The 21,834-nt window shown below is 52.2% G+C and carries 15 protein-coding genes; 11 read left to right on the top strand and 4 right to left on the bottom strand.

What is annotated here, in order from left to right; translation table 11 throughout:
• Positions 1-19 precede the first annotated feature (19 nt).
• Positions 20-1,294: a nucleoside permease gene (locus tag ACIP6T_RS11950; RefSeq protein ID WP_400457317.1), complete on the bottom strand. Its 1,275-nt coding sequence runs from the start codon at positions 1,292-1,294 to the stop codon at positions 20-22.
• A 192-nt stretch (positions 1,295-1,486) separates the two neighbouring features.
• Entirely contained in the window at positions 1,487-2,863 is a 1,377-nt protein-coding gene (locus ACIP6T_RS11945; RefSeq protein WP_400457315.1) for an aldehyde dehydrogenase family protein, read from the bottom strand.
• Positions 2,864-3,343: 480 nt separating this feature from the next.
• Here ACIP6T_RS11945 and ACIP6T_RS11940 point away from each other — a divergent pair, with 480 nt between their 5' ends.
• From ACIP6T_RS11940 to ACIP6T_RS11930, 3 genes are all read left to right on the top strand, one after another.
• The gene (locus tag ACIP6T_RS11940; RefSeq protein WP_007886110.1) at positions 3,344-4,273 is read left to right on the top strand and encodes a RepB family plasmid replication initiator protein; all 930 of its coding nucleotides are present in this window, start codon (positions 3,344-3,346) and stop codon (positions 4,271-4,273) included.
• A 1,616-nt stretch (positions 4,274-5,889) separates the two neighbouring features.
• Positions 5,890-7,089 (top strand): AAA family ATPase, encoded by a 1,200-nt coding sequence (locus tag ACIP6T_RS11935; protein WP_097098219.1) that lies wholly within the window; start codon positions 5,890-5,892, stop codon positions 7,087-7,089.
• A 7-nt stretch (positions 7,090-7,096) separates the two neighbouring features.
• Positions 7,097-8,068, top strand: a complete 972-nt coding sequence (locus tag ACIP6T_RS11930) for a ParB family protein (RefSeq protein ID WP_345830306.1) — start codon at positions 7,097-7,099, stop codon at positions 8,066-8,068.
• A gap of 448 nt (positions 8,069-8,516) precedes the next feature.
• Here the strand turns inward: ACIP6T_RS11930 and ACIP6T_RS11925 are convergent, their stop codons facing one another.
• Positions 8,517-10,448 (bottom strand): aliphatic sulfonate ABC transporter substrate-binding protein, encoded by a 1,932-nt coding sequence (locus tag ACIP6T_RS11925; protein WP_400457312.1) that lies wholly within the window; start codon positions 10,446-10,448, stop codon positions 8,517-8,519.
• Between the two features lie 272 nt (positions 10,449-10,720).
• Here ACIP6T_RS11925 and ssuD point away from each other — a divergent pair, with 272 nt between their 5' ends.
• The 8 genes from ssuD (at position 10,721) to ACIP6T_RS11885 (ending at position 20,194) form a co-directional block, all read left to right on the top strand.
• Positions 10,721-11,893, top strand: coding sequence for an FMNH2-dependent alkanesulfonate monooxygenase (gene ssuD / locus ACIP6T_RS11920; protein WP_345830302.1), 1,173 nt, complete (start codon positions 10,721-10,723; stop codon positions 11,891-11,893).
• A 14-nt stretch (positions 11,894-11,907) separates the two neighbouring features.
• Positions 11,908-13,314 (top strand): FAD/NAD(P)-binding protein, encoded by a 1,407-nt coding sequence (locus ACIP6T_RS11915; protein ID WP_400457310.1) that lies wholly within the window; start codon positions 11,908-11,910, stop codon positions 13,312-13,314.
• A gap of 74 nt (positions 13,315-13,388) precedes the next feature.
• Positions 13,389-14,783 carry an LLM class flavin-dependent oxidoreductase gene (locus ACIP6T_RS11910; protein ID WP_400457308.1) on the top strand — a complete coding sequence of 465 codons (1,395 nt, stop codon included), beginning with the start codon at positions 13,389-13,391 and terminating at the stop codon, positions 14,781-14,783.
• Entirely contained in the window at positions 14,780-15,799 is a 1,020-nt protein-coding gene (locus ACIP6T_RS11905; protein ID WP_097098225.1) for a methionine ABC transporter ATP-binding protein, read from the top strand. The genes ACIP6T_RS11910 and ACIP6T_RS11905 overlap by 4 nt, the downstream gene beginning before the upstream one ends.
• Complete coding sequence (locus ACIP6T_RS11900) at positions 15,796-16,494, top strand: methionine ABC transporter permease (RefSeq protein WP_400457306.1); 699 nt, start codon at positions 15,796-15,798, stop codon at positions 16,492-16,494. The genes ACIP6T_RS11905 and ACIP6T_RS11900 overlap by 4 nt, the downstream gene beginning before the upstream one ends.
• The gene (locus tag ACIP6T_RS11895) at positions 16,491-17,366 is read left to right on the top strand and encodes a MetQ/NlpA family ABC transporter substrate-binding protein (RefSeq protein WP_400457305.1); all 876 of its coding nucleotides are present in this window, start codon (positions 16,491-16,493) and stop codon (positions 17,364-17,366) included. Before ACIP6T_RS11900 ends, ACIP6T_RS11895 begins: the two co-directional genes overlap by 4 nt.
• A 176-nt stretch (positions 17,367-17,542) precedes the next feature.
• A complete protein-coding gene (locus ACIP6T_RS11890) occupies positions 17,543-18,976 on the top strand; it encodes an MFS transporter (protein ID WP_400457303.1) in 1,434 nt (477 codons plus the stop codon).
• 3 nt (positions 18,977-18,979) lie between these two features.
• Positions 18,980-20,194, top strand: coding sequence for an acyl-CoA dehydrogenase family protein (locus ACIP6T_RS11885; protein ID WP_400457301.1), 1,215 nt, complete (start codon positions 18,980-18,982; stop codon positions 20,192-20,194).
• 515 nt (positions 20,195-20,709) lie between these two features.
• Here the strand turns inward: ACIP6T_RS11885 and ACIP6T_RS11880 are convergent.
• On the bottom strand, positions 20,710-21,657 hold the full coding sequence (locus ACIP6T_RS11880) for a sulfonate ABC transporter substrate-binding protein (RefSeq protein ID WP_400457299.1): 948 nt from the start codon (positions 21,655-21,657) through the stop codon (positions 20,710-20,712).
• Positions 21,658-21,834: the final 177 nt, after the last annotated feature.

The following is a 21,834-nucleotide window of genomic DNA, read 5'->3' as shown; positions in this document are numbered from 1 at the left end:
ATCGTCATGGTGAAATCTCTTATTTATGGCTTTCAGCCGTTGCTGAGTTATCAAATGCGGTAAGTTCATCGCTGCGCTTTTTGCCGTCGCGGAACAGAACAATAAAGGCGATGGTGATGATTACGATCATCACGCTACCGAACATCCACATGCCGGCCCAGTTAAAGGTTTGCCCGTTGCGCGGTGTGTCATAGGCAAACATTTCCTGCATCAGATACCCGCCAAGACGGTAACCCAACAGGCTGCCGATGCCCTGACAGGCAAGCGTGATAAGAGCCTGCGCGGCATTACGCATCGCAACCGGTGCTTTCTTATCCACATAGATGTAGGCGGTGATGAAGTAGAAATCGTAGCTAACACCGTGCAGCAGAATGCCCATAAAGAGCAGACCGTAAGTCAGCATGTTTTGATCGCCGCCGAACACGAAGAACACATAGCGCAACGCGGCGGTGGTTAACCCCAGGAGCAGCACTTTGCCGATACCAAAGCGCTTGATGAAGAATGGCAACGCCAGCAGGAAGAAAATTTCTGATATTTGACCCAGCGTCATCCAGCCGGTTGCATGCGGCAAACCGACCTCCGTTAAATAACCTTCAGCAAAGATGTAATAGAACGCTAAGGGCATACTGAACAGGAACGAACAGACAAAGAAGACGAGGAAACTCCGATCTTTCAATAAATGCAGTGCATCGAGACCGAGCGCAACGCGAACACTGAATTTGCCGGTGCTTTTGGGTTCAGTTGCCGGCAATGTTAATGCAAATATGCCCAATATCAGCGAGCTTGCAGCGGTGATCAGTAACGGCACGTTACTTGCCGAGATGTCGCCATATCCCAGCAGTGGCGGCAGAAAGCCGCAGACAATACCCGATGCGATCCAGCCAAGGGTTCCCATTACGCGAATGCGTGGATAATCTCGTTCCACATCCGCTACGTGTGAAAATGCGATGCTGTTGGTCAACGCAATGGTTGGCATATAAGTCAGTGAATAGAGCAATAGCAGCGGGAAGAAGCCGCTAAAATGCGTTTGCTGGGCAGCAAAGAACATCAGAATTGCGCCAACGATGGTGAGAAGCGACAACACTTTTTGTGCCTGGAAAAAACGATCGGCCAGCGATCCCACCAGGATCGGAGACAATATGGCCGCTATTGAGGTACAGGCGTAGCACCAGGCAATCTCAATCGGCAAAAAGCCGTTTTTACTGAGAAATGCCCAGAGCGGTACAAACCATGCGCCCCAGATAAACCACTCTAAGAACATCATGAACGACAGTTTTGGGATTGTTGTTTTCATAAATAGGACTCCCCGGTGTAGGTGAGGCCAATCTAGCACCACAAATAATACCTTTATAATACCATTGGTGGATTTTTTGAACTCGCCCACAAGATTTTTAACCAGTGGGCAACCGCGTTGAGCAGGAAATAAGCGTTGAGGAGAAGGTGGTAAATGAGAAAGTCAGGGCGCGATAGCCGCGCCCTTGAAGGCTTAGCGGCGATTTTTCCACACTGTCTGAATGTTACAGAACTCGTGTACGCCAAAACTGGAGAGTTCACGGCCGTAACCACTTTTCTTCACTCCACCAATAGCCACTCGTGGATCGGATGCGCCGTTACCGTTGATGAATACGGCCCCGGTTTCCAGCTTTTCTGCCAGCTCATTAGCAACGGTTTCATTGCTACTCCACACGGTAGCGCTCAGACCAAATTCGCTGTTATTGGCGAGCTCCAGAGCGTGTTGTGCATCGCGAGCCACCGTTATGGCTGCAACCGGTCCAAAAATTTCTTGCTGAAACGCGGTCATTGCAGGAGTGACATCCGCGAGGATCGTCGGCGCATAATAGTTACCTGCGCCTTCAATTTTATGGCCGCCTAAGACCAAACGAGCTCCTTCCTGAAGGGTTTGCTGAACCTGATGATCCAATTCATCACGCAGATCGTAACGCGCCATCGGGCCGATGTAGGTTTCTTCGTCTAAAGGATCGCCGATCTTGAGTGCCTGCACCGCAGCGCTAAAACGCGCCTCAAACGCTTCTGCAACGCTCTCTTCAATAATGAAGCGCTTGGCCGCCATGCACACCTGTCCGGTGTTCTGGTAGCGTCCTGTGACCGCTGAGGCCACTGCTGCGTCCAGGTCGGCATCCGCAAGCACGATAAATGGATCTGCCCCACCGAGTTCTAACACGGTTTTCTTCAGTACCGCACCGGCTTGTGCCGCAATAGCTCCGCCAGCACGCACGCTGCCTGTAACCGCGACGGCAGCGATACGTGGATCTTTAATGGCCGCGGATACGCCTTCGTTATCGACGTTAATCACGGTAAAACCGCCTTTAGGCAGATCGGTGGCATCAAACAATGATGACATCAAGCTGGCTGAGCCCATCACGCTTGGAGCATGTTTCAATACATAGGTGTTACCTGCCAGCAGCATGCTGACTGCACCGCGCAGAACCTGCCAGTATGGGAAATTCCATGGCATAACCGCGAGGATCGCGCCGAGAGGCCGAAACGATTGCCATGCCTGCTGGTTTTCTACCAGTGTGGGTTTATCTGCAAGGATCGCTGGGCCGTGTTCGGCGTACCAGTCACAAAGGTTGGCACATTTCAGTACTTCTGCCCGCGCCTGAGCAATGGGTTTACCCATCTCTAACGTTGCCATTTTCGCCAGCTCATCCTGGCGCTGGCGGATCTGTTCAGCGAGCTGACGCAACACTTTCACACGCTGGGGCATGGCGGTATAACGCCATTCAGCAAATGCATCTGCGCTTTGTTGCAGTGAAGCCTCAAGTTCAGCAGGGCTTTGCAGTGTATAGGTTGCGAGGATTTCGCCGTTCGTAGGATTGCGTGAGATAACGTTGTCAGTCATGAAAGATGTCCTCGTCATAGTGAAGTGATGTTCAATGCCGTCCACCTTACGCCGGGCACAGGTTTCTTAAAAATGAATAATAATGAGGAAGTTGTTCATTTAACGAGAAGCCTCAGGATCTTTATCGCATACAACTGATGCTTTTAAGGGATCGGATGAGATGTTATGGCGATGACGCTGTTTTACCGTTATTGCCGCGCCAAAGCCGCTGCAGACTTGAACTTATTCAGTTATACAGTGAATAGATCTTAAAGAAAGATCATATAGAGATCTAAAAGAGATCCTAAGAGATCCCCGATCGTCGCAGCCCGCACCAGACAAGGCCTCAGAAGGTGATCGCGTTCACTATAATGAGTAAAGCATCCACTGTAGTCAGTAGTTTATTCACTATAGAGAGTAGAATGTTCACTATAAACAGTGTTAATGTTCACTGTAATCAGAAAACGACCCTTTTCATCCACAGAATGAAGATCTCAGGCTATGGCAGATAAAGAGAGTGAAAACAAGGCGTTACTCGAGCCTTTTCTGTCGGTGACAAAAAATAGTGGTGAAGTTATTCAACTCCACCCAAATAAAAATAACACCGTACAACCGGTCGCTTTGATGCGCCTGGGTCTGTTTGTTCCTACGTTGAAATCGACCGCGCGCGGTAAGTCAGGTGCGATGGCATCGACCGATGCGACGAAAGAGCTTAAGAACCTTTCATTAGTAAAATCAGAAGGTTATGAAAAGATTACCATCACTGGCGCACGGCTGGATATGGATAATGATTTCAAAACCTGGGCCGGCATCATTCAGTCTTTCTCTCGTTATCCCTCTAAGGGTGATACCGTGACGCTGCCATTTATTGATTTTGTTAAGATGTGTGGGATCCCATCAGCAAACTCGTCAGCCGCATTACGTAAGCGTCTGGACGCGTCTTTACGACGTATTGCGACCAATACCTTGTCCTTTGAAGGTAACGGTAAAGCCTACCACACTCACCTCGTGCAATCGGCGTATTACGATCGTGAAAAGGATCTGGTACGAATCCAGGCTGATCCAAAGCTATTTGAACTCTATAATTTCGACCACAAAGTACTGTTGCAGCTGCGCGCCATTTCGCGTTTGAAGCGCAAAGAGTCAGCGCAAGCGTTGTATACCTATCTAGAAAGTTTACCGACCAATCCGGCGCCAATTTCCCTTGCGCGTCTACGTATGCGTCTCAATTTGGGATCTAAGACCACAACGCAGAATCACGTAGTACGCCGTGCGATGGAGCAATTGAAAGAGATTGGCTATCTTGATTATTCGGAAGTGAAACGTGGTCGCTCGGTGTTCTTTATCATCCATAGCAGAACGCCAAAGCTGGATGGGATCAGTAATCTTGAAAGCATCGATTCGCTGGAAGATATCGAGTTCGAAGAGTGATCTCCCCCATTCACTGTAATCAGTAACCCCTCCTCCGGCAGTGTCACTTTTTGTGCAAAAGTGACATCTGCTCTTTTCATAACGTTCACTGTAATCAGCAGTTATTTAGCTGTTCACTGTAATCAGTTGTGTTCACTATAATCAGTAATTCAGCTCTATCTCAATTCCATTATCTGTTGTGGACGTGGTCATGTGCCCATTATTACTGGGTTATAATGATAGTGAGTACTTACAAGGGCGCTGATATATTATCGCATAGCACCCTTCACTTCACGTTTACCGATCATAGTGAACGTTCAGATCACCCGCTAAATTTACCGATTACAGTGAATGATACCAATGACATTATTTACTGATTACAGTAAATTATAATGGTTAACTTAATGATTTATAACACTAAAAATTAATCTTCTTATTCGGGTTTACTGTAGTCAGTACGTTCACTGTTAATACAAACAGTAAAAGTGACAGGGTTGGTCACAACACTGATTACAGTGAATGTTAGCGATATCTCAACGCTACAGCGAAAAGAGATTACTGTTCGTTTTGGAAGAATGCTGGCGTCCTGAATCTGTGCGTCACGCTGTCACTGATTACAGTGAATGTTATAGTCATAGCGCCTGCCCTCCCCCTTTTGCGCACGCCCTGCCGTTTCACAGACTCGCCCAATTTTACTGAATACAGTGAACGTTCGGCTACATGCCGAACGAGCTGAATGTACTGATTACAGTGAACACTTGCAGCAATGCTTTGGAGCGGTGGATGGAACCACTAAGAAGTGCGTGCTGATTACAGTGAATGTGCGCTTTCCTTTATCGCCTTCTCCCTTGCGATGAGTTCATCCAACGGTTAAGGCTTTAAACCTGATCTACTGAATACAGTGAATCTTTGCCGAAATTGTAAAACCACTTATTGCTGATTGCAGTGAACGTTGTTCTCTATGTCATCACTTTTACTGATTACAGTGAATGGGCTTGTACAAGCCAACTTTGCTTTGCTGATTACAGTGAATGTTTAGCCTGCCCTTGAGTGTGGTTTTACTGACTATAGTGAATCCCTGATACCTCCCTATTGCCAATGCTACTGATTACAGTGAACGTAGAAAACGCGAAGAGATGGCTATTAAGAGTTACTGATTACAGTGAACACGATCTCCAGGCATCTAACAGATGCTACTCAGGCTTCATGCTTCTTCCTCGAAGTATGGCCACTGATTACAGTGAATGTTCATCAGATGATTGCTGATTATAGTGAATCGTGTACTGAATACAGTGAACGTTAAGGGAGCCTGGACAAGCTTTGCTGATTACAGTGAATGTTTTCAGATTTCAGCCGCAACTGCCCTATTTCATGCTTACGGCAAGCAGTAACAAATAGAAGCGACTACTGATTACAGTGAACCTTTGATTCAATGAGCAAGTAATGCACGGTTTAATTTTGAACAATAAAAGGCTGAAGACTAAAAGGTGTGCACTGATTACAGTGAATGTTTGGCTTAAATCGTTCTCAGCCAAGGTATTTCCTCAGAACTGACTGTTCCTGTGCAGAAGAGATATATTTGCCTCGTGTGCAGGATTTATGTATAAAGTCATAAATCCTACATGTGTGGAGCAAGTATGGCTAACGATGAGAAGCAAGTTCTGAAAGTTGCACAACGTTCAGAAAGAATGCTGATGAGTTTGACCGAGCAAATTCAAGCGCAGAAAGAAGAGTTGCAGGAAAACACTTTTTATCAGGTTTACGCGAAAGCGGCGTTAGCCAAACTGCCAAAGCTAACGCGTGCGAGCGTTGATTACGCCGTTAATGAGATGGAAGAGAACGGTTATCCGTTCGATAAGCGTGCTGCAGGTAGCTCAACCAAGTATGCCATGTCGATTCAAAATATTATCGATATCTATCATCATCGCGGCGTACCCAAATATCGTGACCGCCACCCTGAAGCGTTCAGCATTTTTGTTGGTAATCTGAAAGGTGGAGTATCGAAAACCGTTTCTACGGTCTCTCTTGCTCACGCACTCCGCGCGCATCCACATTTGTTATTCGAAGATTTGCGCATTTTAGTTATCGATCTTGATCCACAATCTTCCGCAACGATGTTCCTGAACCACGAGCGTTCAGTAGGATTAGTTGAGGCAACTGCCGCCCAGGCTATGCTGCAAAACGTGAGCCGTGAAGAGTTACTTAACGAGTTCATCGTTTCATCAATTATTCCAGGCGTGGATGTGCTGCCCGCTTCTATTGATGACGCCTTCATCGCCTCACGGTGGGAAGAGCTGTGCGCCGCGCATTTGCCGGATCATAACGTCCATGCTGTGCTCTATGACAATGTAGTCGCCAAGCTGAAGCAGGATTACGACTTTATCTTTATCGATAGCGGACCGCATCTGGATGCCTTCCTCAAAAATGCCATTGCCGCTTCAGATTTGTTGATGACGCCGGTTCCACCCGCACAAGTGGATTTCCACTCTACGCTGAAGTATCTGACGCGCTTACCTGAGCTGATAGGCATCATTGAAGAATCGGGCGCGGCATGCCGCTTGCAAGGCAATATTGGCTTCATGTCTAAACTGTCTAATAAAGCCGACCACAAGCTGTGTCACAGCCTGGCGAAAGAAATTTTTGGCGGCGATATGCTCGATGCAGCACTGCCGCGTCTGGATGGATTTGAGCGCTGTGGTGAGTCGTTTGACACCGTTATCTCTGCCAATCCATCAACCTATGTAGGCAGCACCGAAGCTTTAAAGAATGCGCGTTCAGCAGCGGAAGATTTCGCTAAAGCCGTATTTGACCGTATTGAATTCATTCGCCTGAACTGAGGTTATTATGAGCGCAAAAAGAATTACGATTGGCCGCACCTTCAGCCAAACTCCTTTGCAGACTGAGGAAAGCGCCGATGGCCATTCTCAGACTTTCATTCTTTCAACGGGTAAACGTGCGCTGTTCACGCTTGAGCACATCACCGCGAAAGAGATTGAAGAAAAAACCTTCGTTAAAATGGAAACCAATGGCCGCGATCAGTCTGGCCTAACCCCTGAATCACTGCGCGACATTATCCGCACCATCAAATTGCAGCAATTCTTCCCGGCAATAGGTGTGAAGCGCGACGATCGCATTGAAATTCTGGACGGCTCCCGTCGTCGTGCAGCCGCGTTGCATTGCAAAACTGGGCTGGATGTACTGGTTACAGAGGTTGCTATTACTGCTGATGAAGCGCGCCGGTTGGCTCAGGATATTCAAACTGCGCGTGAACATAACCTGCGTGAAGTGGGTATGCGTTTACTTTCCCTTAAGGACAGTGGCTTGTCACAAAAGGAAATCGCGCAGAGTGAAGGCTTATCGCAGGCTAAGGTTACCCGAGCCCTGCAGGCCGCTAGCGTGCCGCTGGAGCTGGTGACGTTGTTCCCCAATCACTCGGAACTCACCTATCCTGATTACAAAGCATTATTGCAGGCTTACGAGAAATTGCAGGAAACGGGTCAAACGGTAGATGCGTTGATCGATACCATCGGGATGGACGTCGATACTGTATGTGCACGTGATGGGTTAGCGGAAGATGAAGTCAAGAATGGAATTCTGCGCCTGGTGCGTAATGGCAGCCAAACGCTAATGCAGTCGCCAGCGAAAGATAAAGTTGTTGCCACCCCGCTTTGGAGCTTTGCCGATAAAGATCGCTTTGCGCGCAAGAAAACGCGCGGCCGCATGTTTAGCTATGAGTTTAACCGCCAGTCCAAAGAGTTGCAGGAAGAGCTGGATAGAGTGATTAACGAGACGCTCAACAAATACCTTAACCAGTGATGACAATGCCGCCTTCGGGCGGTATTTTTATACCTTCTTCCACTCTCGCCAGCACTATTTCATCGCTAACTGTATGAATTATCGATTATCAGCGAAGAAATTTCAGCCTGAAATCGCCAACATTTCAAGCCTATCTACTTTGTCAGCATGGTTGAATTCACCAGAATTCTTTAACCTGCTGCGGCCTATTTAACCAGCTGAATGCTTAATCAGCTTCAATAGCACTATGCAAAGTTCCTCCAATTACCATGCATGAAATTTCAAAGGCTCGCCATACTAATTTCATGTATAACTTAATGATTATAAGGGTTTTTTGTAATTAATTTCAGCCTGAAATCGCCCTGTATACGCTTTGGCACCGTTTCAAGATGTTGCAATAAAATTTTATGAGCCAGATGATATACAATGATTTATCCACAGAAAGCGTGGATAACTTTACTGTCCTGGCCTACTCAATGAGTGCCAACGCTGATGAAAACTGCCAAATAGCATCACGCACGCGCACCGGTTTATTAATCAGTCCCAACGCATAAAAACGGTCGGCAATTATCTGCTGTTCCTTTATGACTTCAAAAGCCATTGCACGGGTTTTATGACTGCGGCGCGTCAGTGCACGTTCCACTGCTGCCATTTCCAGCCCTAGCTCTTGCGCTAACATTGCAGATGCTTCGTGACGATGGCTATCAATGAATGAGCCAGTTTGCTGTAAGCTTTCCACCAGCTGTCTGAGAATATCATCGTGCTTTTCAACATAATCACGACGAGCAAGATAGAACTGGTGATTATTTACCTGCCCTTCACCATTAACTAAAATGCGCAGCTCAGGATTACTTTCTGCCGCGCTGAGTAGCGGGTCCCACATCATCCATGCATCAACCGAAAGATAATCGCTAGCCGTCAAAGGATATTTTGGCGGAGTGTAGACCACTTTCAGTTCCTCCAGGCCGATTCCCGCTTCTTCCAGCAACTGCAGCAGTAACCAGTGAACGTTAGAACCTTTATTGACCGATATGCGTTTGCCGCGCAGATCCTCGATTTTGCGAATATCACTTCCGCGCGGCACAACAATACCCACGCTGCTCGGTGCGGGCGGTTCCCAGGCGATATAGGTCACACTGCTGCCGTTAGCTTGTGCAAAGATAGGAGGCACCTCACCGGTGGTTCCAAAGTCGATCTCATTGTTTTGCAGTGCGTAGAGCAATTGTGGGCCAGCAGGAAATTCACTCCAGAGCACACTGATCCCCTGCTCAGCGAAGACGTGTTCCAGGCTTTGACGTGCTTTCAATACACCCAGATTGCCAAATTTTTGATAACCAATACGTAATTCACGCTCTTCTTTACCCTGAATAAAGGCATTCGGTGGTGACAATGCCGCTTTGCGCCGTCCTTTAATCATTCCCTGATTTGCCAAATGCGTACGTAGGGTGTGCCGACTAATACCCAATAGCGCCGCTGCCTGAGTTTGATTCTGGTCGGTCATTTCAAGCGCGTTACTAATCAGGCTATTGATGACGCGATCGAAGAGTTGCTGCGGCTGGCTGATCAGCTGTTGCTGCAGAAAACTGTCGAGAGTGGAATCTGACAACTCATGCAAGCCTCGTTCACTGTAACCAGCAATACGTAGTTGAGCGGGTGTTAATGTCTCTTCGCGGCTAAGCAGCACGGCATTATGTAAGGTATTTTCCAGCTCACGAATATTGCCGGGCCAGCTGTATTCCAGCAGCGCTTCCAAAGCATCTGGCGAGAGGTGTCTTGCAGGACGTCCGAGTCGGCGGGCATAGAGTGCGAGGAAATGTTGAGCCAGCAGTGGAATGTCTTCGCGACGCTGGCGCAGCGGAGGTAAAGGAACCACCGCAATATTGAGACGATAAAACAGATCTTCGCGGAAGCGCCGTTCACGGATCGCCTGCGCCAAATCAACGTGGGTAGCCGCAATCACGCGCACATCTACCTTTACTGATTTGCGTGAACCTACACGTGTGATCTCACGCTCCTGCAAAACGCGCAGCAGTTTAACCTGCAATGACGGACTCAGTTCACCGATCTCATCGAGCAGTAATGTTCCGCCTTGTGCCGATTCGAACCAGCCGGGATGCGCCTGAGTAGCACCGGTAAATGCCCCTTTCTCATGGCCGAACAGTTCCGCCTCAGCCAGGCTCTCGGTTAATGCGCCACAGTTAACCGCCAGGAAAGGGCCGTGGCGCCGTTGGCTATGATGATGCAAATAGCGCGCGACCACTTCTTTACCCGTACCGGTTTCACCGACTATCAGCACGGTTGCATCGGTTGGAGCGAATTTATCCAGCAGAGATTGGAACGCCAGTGAAGCCGGGTCGACCAGGCGTGGAGAATCGGTATGGTTGGCATAGGTGGTTAACATGGAGTCACTCCTTAAACAGCATAGCGCTAAGCTAAATGCTCACAGAGACTATTAACACCATGTAAAAAGCATAAGCTGTTGCATATGCAGCAATAGCTGTTGTGATTGAGTTGCAATTGCAACTGAGCAGTCAGCACTTATAAAAGGTAACTGGTTGAATTTAAGCGGTTATCATTATTTTCCAACCTGGCACGGATTCTGCTAATAGCTATATAACTAAATAAGCAGTTCAAATTGATCATTTTTTAATAAAGTTATATAGGAAAAGCATAATGGCCGATTCCGAGAACGATAAAATTAATGTCTTCTGGTTTTTACCGACACACGGCGATGGACGGTACCTGGGCACCGCTGAAGGCGGTCGCCCAGTCGATTTAGCCTATCTGCAGCAAGTTGCACTCGCCGCAGACAACCTCGGCTTTTATGGCGTGTTAATTCCAACGGGCAAAAGCTGCGAGGACTCCTGGCTGGTTGCGTCGGCATTGGCGCCAATTACGCGTCGTCTGCGTTATCTGGTTGCGGTACGTCCCGGTTTGCAGCCGCCTACGCTCGCCGCACGTATGGCAACCACACTGGATCGTCTGTCTGAAGGCCGTTTACTGATTAATGTGGTGACAGGTGGTGATCCGATTGAGAACAAAGGAGATGGCATTTTCCTTAACCACAGTGAACGCTATGAGGTCACCAAAGAGTTTCTGGATGTCTATAGTCGGCTGATGCGTGGCGAGAAAGTGGATTACGAAGGAAAGCACATTCACGTTGAAGGGGCAGAAGTTCTGTTCCCGCCGGTACAGGAAAACGGTCCGCCGCTCTATTTTGGTGGTTCATCCGATGCCGCTATCGATGTTGCGGCGGAGCAGATTGACACCTATCTCACCTGGGGCGAACCGCCTGCCCAGGTAGCTGAGAAGCTGGAAGTGGTGCGTGCACGTGCGGAGCAGCGCGGGCGTAAGCTTGAATACGGTATCCGCTTGCACGTTATTGTGCGCGAGACCGAAGACGAAGCCAAAGCGGCGGCAGAGAAGTTGATCGCCCATCTTGATGAAGAGACTATCGCCCAGGCGCAGAAGATCTTTGCGCGTATGGATTCCGCCGGTCAGGCGCGTATGAGCGCCTTGCACAACGGCTCGCGCGATAATCTCTACATCTCGCCGAATTTGTGGGCGGGTGTGGGGCTGGTGCGTGGTGGAGCAGGAACCGCGTTAGTCGGCAGCCCTGAACAGGTAGCTGAACGGATACGCGAATATCAGGCGTTAGGCGTAACCAACTTTATCCTGTCAGGTTATCCGCATCTGGAAGAAGCCCATCGCGTGGCTGAACTGTTGTTACCGCTGCTCCCTCTTGCGAACGGACAGCAGCAGCGCGCGCGCACCATTAATACCGGCCCGTTTGGCGAAACGATTGGCGGCGATAAGCGTCCTTCAAAACAGGCGAGCGCCAGCTAATGCAGGAGAAGGCAATGGCAACTGCACGGGTGATCATCGTCGGTGGCGGCTTCAGCGGTACGGCGCTGGCGATTCATCTCGCGCGTCAGTCGTCAACTGCGTTACAGATTACAGTGGTCGAACCGCGTGCCACTCTTGGCGGCGGTGTTGCCTATTCCACACCGGAACCTGCGCATCGCATTAATGTTCCCGCTGCGCGCATGCAACTCAGTGGGGAAGAGCAGGGCGCATTTGATCGCTGGTTTCGCAATCAGCCAGAATGTTCACTGGATTCAGCAGCCCATTGCGCTGACGGCGCTGTTTATCCGCAGCGCGGTATGTTTGGACGTTATCTGGCGGAACAGTTTGCTGCGGCGGCAAAAGCGCATCCACAGATTACACTGCGCCACATTCAGGCCAGTGCGGTCGCCTGGGAAGGAGAGCAGCTGTTACTCAGTAATGGTGAGGCGTTACAGGGAGACGTGCTGGCGCTGGCGGTAAGTCATCCGCCACCGTCGTTGCCGCGTGCGTTACGGCCTTTCACGTCACATCCCGGGTTGATTGCCAATCCGTGGCAGCATGGCGTTCTCGATGCCATCAAACCTGACGCATCAGTAGCGATCATCGGAAGCGGGCTCAGTATGGCAGATGTCGTGGCGTCGTTAGGCACCCGCCAGCATCAAGGCTCGCTCATCGCCTTCTCGCGCCGTGGGCAGCTTTCTCGTGACAATCTGAGCGGTGACTGGCCGGAGTGGACGCTGGCTCCGCAGATCGTCCCTACTGCCCGCGCGTGGCTTCATCACATTCGAGCGGAAGTGGTGCGTGCCGCCGAACAGCAGTTACCGTGGCAGCGCGTGCTGGATCAGGTGCGCGTGCAGGGGCAGGAGATCTGGCAATCGTTACCGCTGCGCGAACAGCAGCGGTTTGCTCGTCATTTACGCTCGTGGTGGGATGTTCATCGCTACCGCATTGCGCCGCAGGTTTCCACCGTCATCCGTCAACGTCAGCAGCTGGGCAGCCTGAAGGTGCTGGCTGCGCGTCTTGACAATATCGCCGCAAAGGGCGATCGGTTAGCGATCGCGTTGCGCTTACGCAATGGCTCCGTGGAGACACATCATGTCGACCATTTAATTGTCACCACCGGGCCCGGACATGCCGCCTTAACCGCCAGCCAGCCGCTGCTGCAATCGTTGAGCCAGCAAGGTGTGATTCGCGCTGACCAATTGGGTTTTGGCATTGATGTAGATAGCCATTCGCATACGCTCAACCGCGAAGGCCAGCCAAACGCGCGCCTGTTTGTGGTTGGCCCGGCTGCACGAGCGCGCTTTGGTGAACTGATGGGCTTACCGCAGGTAGCCGATCACGCTGCCGACGTGGCGACCCAGATTTTAGAAGAATTGCAAATCGCTCACGCCGAGCGATGTCCCCCTTCAGCGCTTTAATCTCTCAACATCCTAAAAATTAACTGACGAACGCCGGGTCGTAACACGATCACGGCCTCGCTATGGAGATTGCTATGCCATCGCAACGTGAAATACGCTTGAATGCATTTGATATGAACTGTGTCGGACACCAGTCGCCGGGCCTGTGGGCGCATCCGCGTGACCGCTCCTGGCAGTATAAAGATTTGGAATATTGGGTGGATTTAGCGCGCCTGTTAGAGCGCGGTAAATTCGATGGTCTGTTCATTGCCGATGTGCTTGGCATCTATGACGTATTAAACGGCAACGGCGATGCAGCTATTCGCCAGGCTACGCAGGTACCGGTTAACGATCCGCTGGCGTTGATCACGCCGATGGCGCTGGTTACGGAACACCTCGGATTTGGCCTTACCGCGTCGTTATCGTTTGAACATCCTTATCCGTTTGCACGCCGCCTGTCCACGCTCGATCACCTGACCAAAGGGCGCGTTGGCTGGAATATCGTGACTTCTTATCTGGAGAGCGGCGCACGCAATATCGGCCACAAGGCGCAAACCGATCACGATAGTCGTTACGATTACGCCGATGAATATCTGCAGGTGGTGTACAAGCTGCTGGAAGGCAGCTGGGAACAGGATGCCGTACTGCGCGATCGAGAGCGCCGTATTTTCAGCGACCCGAGCAAAATCCATCCTATCAATCATCAGGGTACCTTCTTCAACGTACCCGGTATTCACCTGTGCGAGCCGTCCCCGCAGCGCACACCCGTTTTGTATCAGGCCGGTGCTTCAAGCCGTGGCAAACAGTTTGCTGCTGAGCATGCCGAATGCGTGTTCGTGGCGGCGCCTTCAAAAGTGCTGCTGAAGAAAACCGTCGCGGATATCCGTCGCCGTGCCGTAGGGGCGGGACGCGATCCGTACAGTATTAAAATCTTCAATCTGCAAACCGTGATTGTTGGCGAAACCGATTTGGCGGCGCAAGCGAAATGGAAAGAGTACACCAACTGGGTCAGCTATGAAGGCGCGCTGGCGCTGGTATCAGGTTGGACCGGCATCGACTTCGGCCAGTATCAGCCGGACCAGGTATTGAAATATATCCACACCAATGCGATTCAGTCGGCGGTTGAAACCTTCTCCACCGCCGATCCCGATCGCCAGTGGACGGTTAAAGCGCTGGCGGATTGGGTTGGTATTGGCGGCTTTGGTCCATTGATTGTGGGTAGCGCGGAAACCGTCGCCGATGAGTTGCAGGGCTGGGTAGAGGATACCGACGTTGATGGCTTCAACTTTGCCTACGCGTTGACGCACGAAACCTTTGAAGATGTCGTAGAGCTACTGATTCCGGAACTGCAAAAGCGCGGCGTCTATAAAAAAGAGTACGCGCAGGGCACGCTGCGCGAAAAGCTATTCGCCGCCGGTCCACAGCTACAAGCGCCGCATCCGGGCGCGGGTTACCGCGTGAAAACCTCCGCGCCGCAGGAGGTCTCATGATCGAGATAGATCAGCTGAGTAAGCACTATCGCGCACCCGATGGGCGCCTAACCGAGGTGTTGCAATCCATCAATTTGCAAGTACCGCAGGCCAATATCACTGCGGTGGTGGGGCCAAGCGGTGCGGGAAAATCCACGCTCGCGAAGTGCATCAGCCTGCTGGAGCAACCGAGCTCGGGCAGTATTCGCGTCAACGGCAGCGATCTCTCCCGGCTGGATGGCGAAGCGCTGCGCCAGGCGCGTCGCTCAATCGGCACGGTGTTCCAGTCTTCCGCGCTGCTACAACGCAAAACGGCGTGGGAAAACATCGCTTTACCTCTGCGCTATCTCGGCGTGGTGGATCGCGATATTACCGCACGCGTCGGTGAACTGTTGGAGAGCGTTGGCCTCAGTCACAAAGCCAAAGCCTATCCCAGCCAGCTTTCCGGCGGCCAGCGTCAGCGTATCGGCATCGCGCGTGCGCTGGCGCTGCGTCCGACGGTTCTGCTGGCGGATGAAGCAACTTCCGGACTCGATCCTGAAGCCACGGTAACCATCCTCGATCTGCTGAAAAAGCTGCGTGATGACTACAAGTTGGCGATTGTGCTAATCACCCATGAAATGGACGCGGTACGTCAGGCTGCCGATGCGGTGGCAGAAATCCGCGACGGCCAGATTGTGCAGTATGGCGTGGTGAAAGCGTTGCTGGCGCAGCCTGACTCTGCGCTGGGCCAGCGGTTGCTCCCGCTGGCAGCACAAGCGAGTGATGCCGAACTGGTGTTGCAGCTCAGTTATCGCACCGATGTGCCGGTCACCAGCGACTGGATCTCACGTCTTAGTCAGCAGTTCGGTTTGCGCATTGATTTACTCGGCGCGCACGTTGAGCAGGTTAACGGTTTGCAAGCTGGACGCCTGCAGGTGGGCATTCACTTCCAGCATGAGCGTCTCCCGCTGGCACGTTTACTGGCCCAGTTTGAGCAGCTGGGCCTGATAGCCAGCGTTTCCGGCAGCGTATTGCCATTGAGGGAGGCAGTATGAGCGTATCGGTAATGAGCCAGGATACACCGTGGCCAGAGATTCCGGCATTAATGCTGCCCGCGCTTGGCGAAACGGCATTGATGGTGGTTATCGTGATGCTCTTTGTGGTCACGTTCGGCGGCGTGGTGGGCGTAGTACTGTTTAACACCTCGGCACGCGGTCTGTTCCCGCATCGTGGCATTCATCGGGTGCTGAGTTGGATCGTCAACATGGGCCGTTCGCTGCCGTTTCTGGTGCTAATGGCGGCTATCATTCCGTTTACCTTCTGGCTGACGGGCACCACCATCGGTATTCCGGCGGCGGTGGTGCCGATGATTGCCGCAGGTATTCCATTCTTTGGTCGGCTGGTGGATAACGCACTGCGCGAACTGCCCGGCGAAGTGACGGCCGTTGGCCTGGTATGCGGTGGTTCGCGCTGGCAAATCATCCGTTCGGCTCAGCTCAGTGAAGCGCTGCCGGCGATTGTCGCCGCCGTCACGTTGAACCTGATCTCCATGATTGAGTACTCCGCCATTGCCGGCACCATCGGCGCGGGCGGCATTGGTTATCTGGCGGTAGTGTACGGCTACCAGCGCTTCGACAACCACATCATGATCGCCACCATCGTGGTGCTGATCGCGCTTATTCAAACGATTCAATTTCTCGGCGACCGTTTGGTCAACGCATTACGTCATCCTCAGGGGACATCGCTATGACAACACAAGATTTTGAGCTGCGGAAGACGCGGCGCTGGCCATGGTTGCTACTGATTATAGTGGTCGTTGTGCTCGCCGCAGGCGGCTGGTTCTGGCGCAGCCAGCAGCCGCAGGCCGTGGTATTTGGCACCACGTTAAAAATACATTTTGAGCCAGCGATGGCGGGCGAGCAGAAGCTGATTGAATACGTCGGTGAGCACATCGCGCCGGATTATGGTTTGAAACTCGAAGCCGTGGGCGTGCAGGACCCGGTACAGGCGGACCGCGCGGTAGCGGAAGGGCAATATGCCGCCACGGTGTATCAGCATCAGTGGTGGTTGAAGCAAGTAGTAGATGCCAACGGCTTCGCGCTCACGTCGGCACTGCCGCTGTTCCAGTGGGCGTTTGGTATTTACTCCGATCGTTATAAATCAGTGGCGGATTTACCACAGGGCGCAACGATTGTCGTACCGGATGACGGCGCCAATCAGGGGCAGGCACTCTGGTTACTGGCGCGTCAGGGTTTAATCACGCTGGATCCAAATGTCGAGCCGCGCACCGCGAAGCTAAAGAATATTGTCGGCAACCCACATGGATTTGTTTTTAAAGAGCTTGATCTGTTGACTATGCCGCGTGCGCTGAATTCGGTTGATGCGGCGATTGGCTACGTGTCGCAGTTTGATGCCGGTAAGGTGCCGCGCGAGAAAGGCATTCTCTTCCCACCTGCGCCTCGCACTTTTGCCTCGCAGCTGGTAATCGGCACGCCGTATCTGGACCAGGAAAACATCGAGAAGCTGAAAAAAGCGTTCTCCGATCCGCGCGTACAGCAATGGCTGAAGACTACCGACGATCCGCTGGTGAAAGGGGTGTTGGTGCCGGTTTCTGCTGACTAATCTGCAGGTTAACCCATCCCCCGGACTCGCCGTGCGCGTCCGGGTTTTTCTGTTTGGTTTTTTATTTAACCTATTGATATTTATGTAAATTAATATCAATAAATGTTGTTTTGGCGCGGCTTAATAAGCGTTTATAACTCCCTCACCTGCACTACAAAACAACAACGTGAGGCGCTATGAGTTCTCTTCCTTTAGAAAACACCATCCCGGTTTCAGAACCGGTCCGTTCGGTCAGTGATGTGGCAAGACTGATCAACACCCGCAGTAAAACCAACAATTATGCGCGAATGATTGTATTCCTCGCGCTCGGCGGCGTATTTCTTGACGCCTACGATCTCACCACGCTGTCTTACGGTATTGACGATGTGGTGCGCGAGTTTCAACTCTCACCGCTGCTGACCGGTTTGGTTACATCATCAATTATGGTTGGCACCATTGTCGGCAACCTGGTCGGCGGCTGGCTAACGGACAAATATGGCCGCTATTCGGTGTTTATGGCCGATATGCTGTTCTTTGTCGTCTCGGCAATTGCCGCAGGATTAGCGCCAAACGTGTGGGTGTTGATTGGCGCGCGCTTCCTGATGGGCGTCGGCGTGGGTATCGATCTGCCGGTGGCTATGTCCTATCTGGCGGAATTCTCCAAATTTGCCGGTAAAGGCAACAAAGCAGCGCGACTCGCTGCCTGGTGCCCGATGTGGTATGCCGCTTCTACGCTCTGCTTCCTGCTGATCTTTGCGCTCTATTTCCTGCTGCCGAAAGATCATCTTGATTGGTTGTGGCGTGCGTCGCTGCTGTTCGGTGCGGTGCCCGCGCTATTGATCATCGCGGTGCGCAGCAAGTTTATGAACGAGTCGCCGTTGTGGGCCGCTAATCAGGGCGATCTCAAGTCGGCTGTGCGTATCCTGCGCGACTCCTATGGTATTCATGCCCATGCAGCCGAACCGGAAACGCCACCAGCTGCTGCCGTGCCGAAGGTCAGCTTCCGCGTGCTGTTCCAAAAACCCTGGCGTGAACGCACCATTGTCGCGGGCGTGATGAACATTTGCATCTCATTTGAATACACCGCAATTGCCTTCTTCCTGCCGTCAATTCTCGCGCAGTTCCTGGGAGCGGGGGTGTTTGAAACCATTTCGGCATCGCTTGGCCTCAATGCGTTGTTTGCCTTTACCGGCGGTCTGCTCGGTATGCGTCTGGCGTGGAAATATCCGTCGCGCCACGTGGCAATTGCCGGATTTGCACTGCAGTTCTTTGCGCTGATTGCGCTGGCGTTGATTGGTCATCCTGAAGCGATTGCCGGTATTGTTTTCGCCATCCTGATGCTTGGCCTGTGGCTGTTTGCCGAAGGTTTTGGTCCCGGCGCGCAGCTGATGGTTTATCCGGCGCTTTCCTATCCCACTTCTATTCGCGCCACCGGCGTGGGCTTTAGTCGTGCGCTCTCAGGCATTGGTAGCGCATTGGCGCTATTTATTCTGCCGCTTCTGCAGGCGGCACTTGGCACCAATATGTTCTGGGTGGTTTCACTGGCAGCAATTATTCCGATCTTCTTCCTGCTGGCGGTGCGCCACGAGCCTACGCGCCATGACATCGATGATCTTTCACATCAGGAGTGAACCATGAGCTTATTAGTGACAGAAACCCATTACGCCACGCTGGCTGCGCATTTCCGTCCGGTGTTTGCGCGCATCGCACAAGGTGCGGTGGAACGCGAGCATGTGCGCACTTTGCCCCATCAACCCATCACCTGGTTGAAAGAGGCGGGGTTCGGCACGGTGCGGGTTCCGAAAGAGAAGGGCGGGTGGGGCGCATCGCTGCCGCAGCTGTTCCAGCTGCTAATCGAGCTGGCGGAAGCTGACTCTAATCTGCCACAGGCGCTGCGCGCACATTTTGCGTTTGTTGAAGATCGACTCAACCAGCCGGATAGCCCAGAGCGTGATGGCTGGTTCCGCCGCTTTATTGATGGTGAGCTGGTGGGCAGCGGTTGGACGGAAATTGGCGCGGTAAAACTGGGTGATGTGATTACCCGGGTCACTCCTGGTGAAGCGGGCTGGACGCTGAACGGCGAGAAGTTTTACAGCACCGGTACGTTGTTCGCCGACTGGATTGACGTCTATGCACGCCGCAACGACAACCAGGGCGATGTTATCGCTCTGGTGAACACTCACCAACCCGGCGTCACGCGTGAAGATGACTGGGACGGATTTGGCCAGCGCTTAACCGGCAGCGGCACCACGCGCTTCGCCAATGCCCATGTTGAGCAGGAGCACGTCTATGATTTCGCGACGCGTTTCCGCTATCAGACTGCTTTTTATCAGCATGTGTTGTTAGCGACGCTTGCAGGAATCGGACGCGCGGTGGCGCGAGACGGCGCACAATCGGTGGCAGCGCGCAAGCGAGTTTACAGCCATGGCAACGCGGGGGCGGCACGTCAAGATGCGCAGCTATTGCAGGTGATCGGCGAAATCACCAGCCTGGCATTTGCAGTCGAAGCCACGGTAATTCGCGCGACCCATTCACTGCAATCAGCATATGTTGCGCATGTGAGCAACGATGAGGCGCAAATCGTGGCGGCGAATGTGTTGGCTGAAGCTGAAGCGGGCCAGGCACAGGTGATAGCCAGTGAGCTGGTCACGCGCGCAGCGACCGAGTTGTTTAACGCTTTGGGGGCATCCGATACGCGCGTCAGCAAGGCGCTGGATCGCCACTGGCGCAATGCACGAACTGTCTCGTCACATAATCCGGTGGTCTATAAGGCGCGTGATATCGGTGACTGGAAAGTGAATGGCACCGCACCTACCAGCATCTGGCAGATTGGCGCGGGAGAGGGCTAATAAATGCAGGTGCGCGTCATGCGCACCGTACCAAAGCCTTGCTAAATAATCCTGGGGTCACCATTCATGGTGTAATACCGCTCAGTTAAGCACTGAGCGACTTTCGTTCGCCATCGGCTGAGGCAGTTGCAGTTCTGCCGTGCGGCGACCGAGCAGAGGACGCCTGGCCGCGCCCTCTGCACTCCCGGGCCCTGCGCCAGCCCATCCCGCCGCTGCGCGGTGCCTTCACTCCCTCACGATTCCTGACGGACCGGCGGCGATTCGCTCCTGCTCAGCGCCGCCTCTCGCCGCATCCCTGCGGCTCGCCCTGGAATCGCTCACTCGTTCAGCGGGCTGGGATGTCGCCTCAACACCCACGCTGCAGCAGCGAAGCCTTCTCTTAACTCACCATCGCTGACTGTCACGTAGGGTCGCCATTCATGGCGACCAGGTTACCTCTGCGGTGTCTGTACGCGGCTCAGAGCATGCTTAAATGATGAGCAATACGCCATTCATGGTGATCAGTCAGTAATGACTTACTTCTTATCCAGCGACCAGGTTGCGCTGCGCACATCCACTTTCACTGGCAGCAAGCCAACTCGCGTAAAGGTATCCGCTAACGCCTGCTGTTCGTCAAACACCTGCGGTGTCATGCGCGATGCGCCATATGGCAGACGCTTTAAGGTGGTTTGCCAGGTGGTTTTATCCAGCCCGGTGGACTTCGACAGAATCGCGGCGGCTTCATCCTGGTTCTTATTCGCCCAGTCGCTCAGCTTGCTCAGCTCATCTACGACCTGCTTAGCAGTATCAGGATGGCCGTCGGCAAACGGACGGCTGGCGAGATAGAAGGTGTAATGCGGTACTAAGCCTTCGGCATTGCGGATTTCACGGGCATCGGCGTTCGCTTCCACTTCAGCAAGGTATGGATCCCAAATCACCCACGCATCAATCGCACCTTTCTGGAAAGCGGCGCGGGCATCGGCGGGTGGCAGATACACCGGCTTAACATCTTTGTAGTTAAGCCCGGCGTCTTCCAGCGCCTTCACCAGCAGGTAGTTCACATCAGAGCCTTTGTTTAGGCCAACGCGTTTACCTTTCAAATCAGCCACACTTTTAATTGGCGAATCTTTTGGCACTACAATCGCTTCGGTTTTGGGATTTGCTGGCGAATGGCCGAGATAGATCAAGTCTGCTTTTGCCGCCTGCGCGAAGGCGGGTGGGGCATCGCCCGTCGCCGCCAAATCAATGCTGCCAACGTTTAATCCTTCCAGCATTTGCGGGCCCGCCGGGAATTCTACCCAACGAATAGTGATACCTTCTTTTTTGAAGGTTTCATCTAGCGTGCCGCGGTATTTCAGCAGCGCAAAGATATTGGCTTTTTGATAGCCGATGGTAACGGTCTCTGGATTAGCGGCAAAGGCGTGTGTGGAGAGCAGGCCAACGCTGAGCGCCAACGCGCTCAGGACAGGAAGTTTTACTTTCATGATGTTTCTCTCGTGGTTTTTTTGCCACCTTAGCAAAGCGCTTATATAACCAATAAATAACTAATTTCGATCGCTTATAACTGATTTTTATGTGATCTGGATCATTCACTGTAGTCAGCATTCAGCGTGTCGTGGAGACAACGATTTCCATAGATGCCCATATAATTAGCACGGTAA

The organism is Pantoea sp. NPDC088449 (assembly GCF_044753225.1).
GTDB lineage: Bacteria > Pseudomonadota > Gammaproteobacteria > Enterobacterales > Enterobacteriaceae > Pantoea > Pantoea floridensis.
This window is presented reverse-complemented; position numbering and strand designations above follow the sequence as displayed.

Coding starts and splice junctions, on each gene's coding strand:
- ACIP6T_RS11950 (WP_400457317.1), bottom strand. CDS start 1,294: ATGAAAACAACAATCCCAAAACTGTCGTTCATGATGTTCTTAGAGTGG.
- ACIP6T_RS11945 (WP_400457315.1), bottom strand. CDS start 2,863: ATGACTGACAACGTTATCTCACGCAATCCTACGAACGGCGAAATCCTC.
- ACIP6T_RS11940 (WP_007886110.1), top strand. CDS start 3,344: ATGGCAGATAAAGAGAGTGAAAACAAGGCGTTACTCGAGCCTTTTCTG.
- ACIP6T_RS11935 (WP_097098219.1), top strand. CDS start 5,890: ATGGCTAACGATGAGAAGCAAGTTCTGAAAGTTGCACAACGTTCAGAA.
- ACIP6T_RS11930 (WP_345830306.1), top strand. CDS start 7,097: ATGAGCGCAAAAAGAATTACGATTGGCCGCACCTTCAGCCAAACTCCT.
- ACIP6T_RS11925 (WP_400457312.1), bottom strand. CDS start 10,448: ATGTTAACCACCTATGCCAACCATACCGATTCTCCACGCCTGGTCGAC.
- ssuD (WP_345830302.1), top strand. CDS start 10,721: ATGGCCGATTCCGAGAACGATAAAATTAATGTCTTCTGGTTTTTACCG.
- ACIP6T_RS11915 (WP_400457310.1), top strand. CDS start 11,908: ATGGCAACTGCACGGGTGATCATCGTCGGTGGCGGCTTCAGCGGTACG.
- ACIP6T_RS11910 (WP_400457308.1), top strand. CDS start 13,389: ATGCCATCGCAACGTGAAATACGCTTGAATGCATTTGATATGAACTGT.
- ACIP6T_RS11905 (WP_097098225.1), top strand. CDS start 14,780: ATGATCGAGATAGATCAGCTGAGTAAGCACTATCGCGCACCCGATGGG.
- ACIP6T_RS11900 (WP_400457306.1), top strand. CDS start 15,796: ATGAGCGTATCGGTAATGAGCCAGGATACACCGTGGCCAGAGATTCCG.
- ACIP6T_RS11895 (WP_400457305.1), top strand. CDS start 16,491: ATGACAACACAAGATTTTGAGCTGCGGAAGACGCGGCGCTGGCCATGG.
- ACIP6T_RS11890 (WP_400457303.1), top strand. CDS start 17,543: ATGAGTTCTCTTCCTTTAGAAAACACCATCCCGGTTTCAGAACCGGTC.
- ACIP6T_RS11885 (WP_400457301.1), top strand. CDS start 18,980: ATGAGCTTATTAGTGACAGAAACCCATTACGCCACGCTGGCTGCGCAT.
- ACIP6T_RS11880 (WP_400457299.1), bottom strand. CDS start 21,657: ATGAAAGTAAAACTTCCTGTCCTGAGCGCGTTGGCGCTCAGCGTTGGC.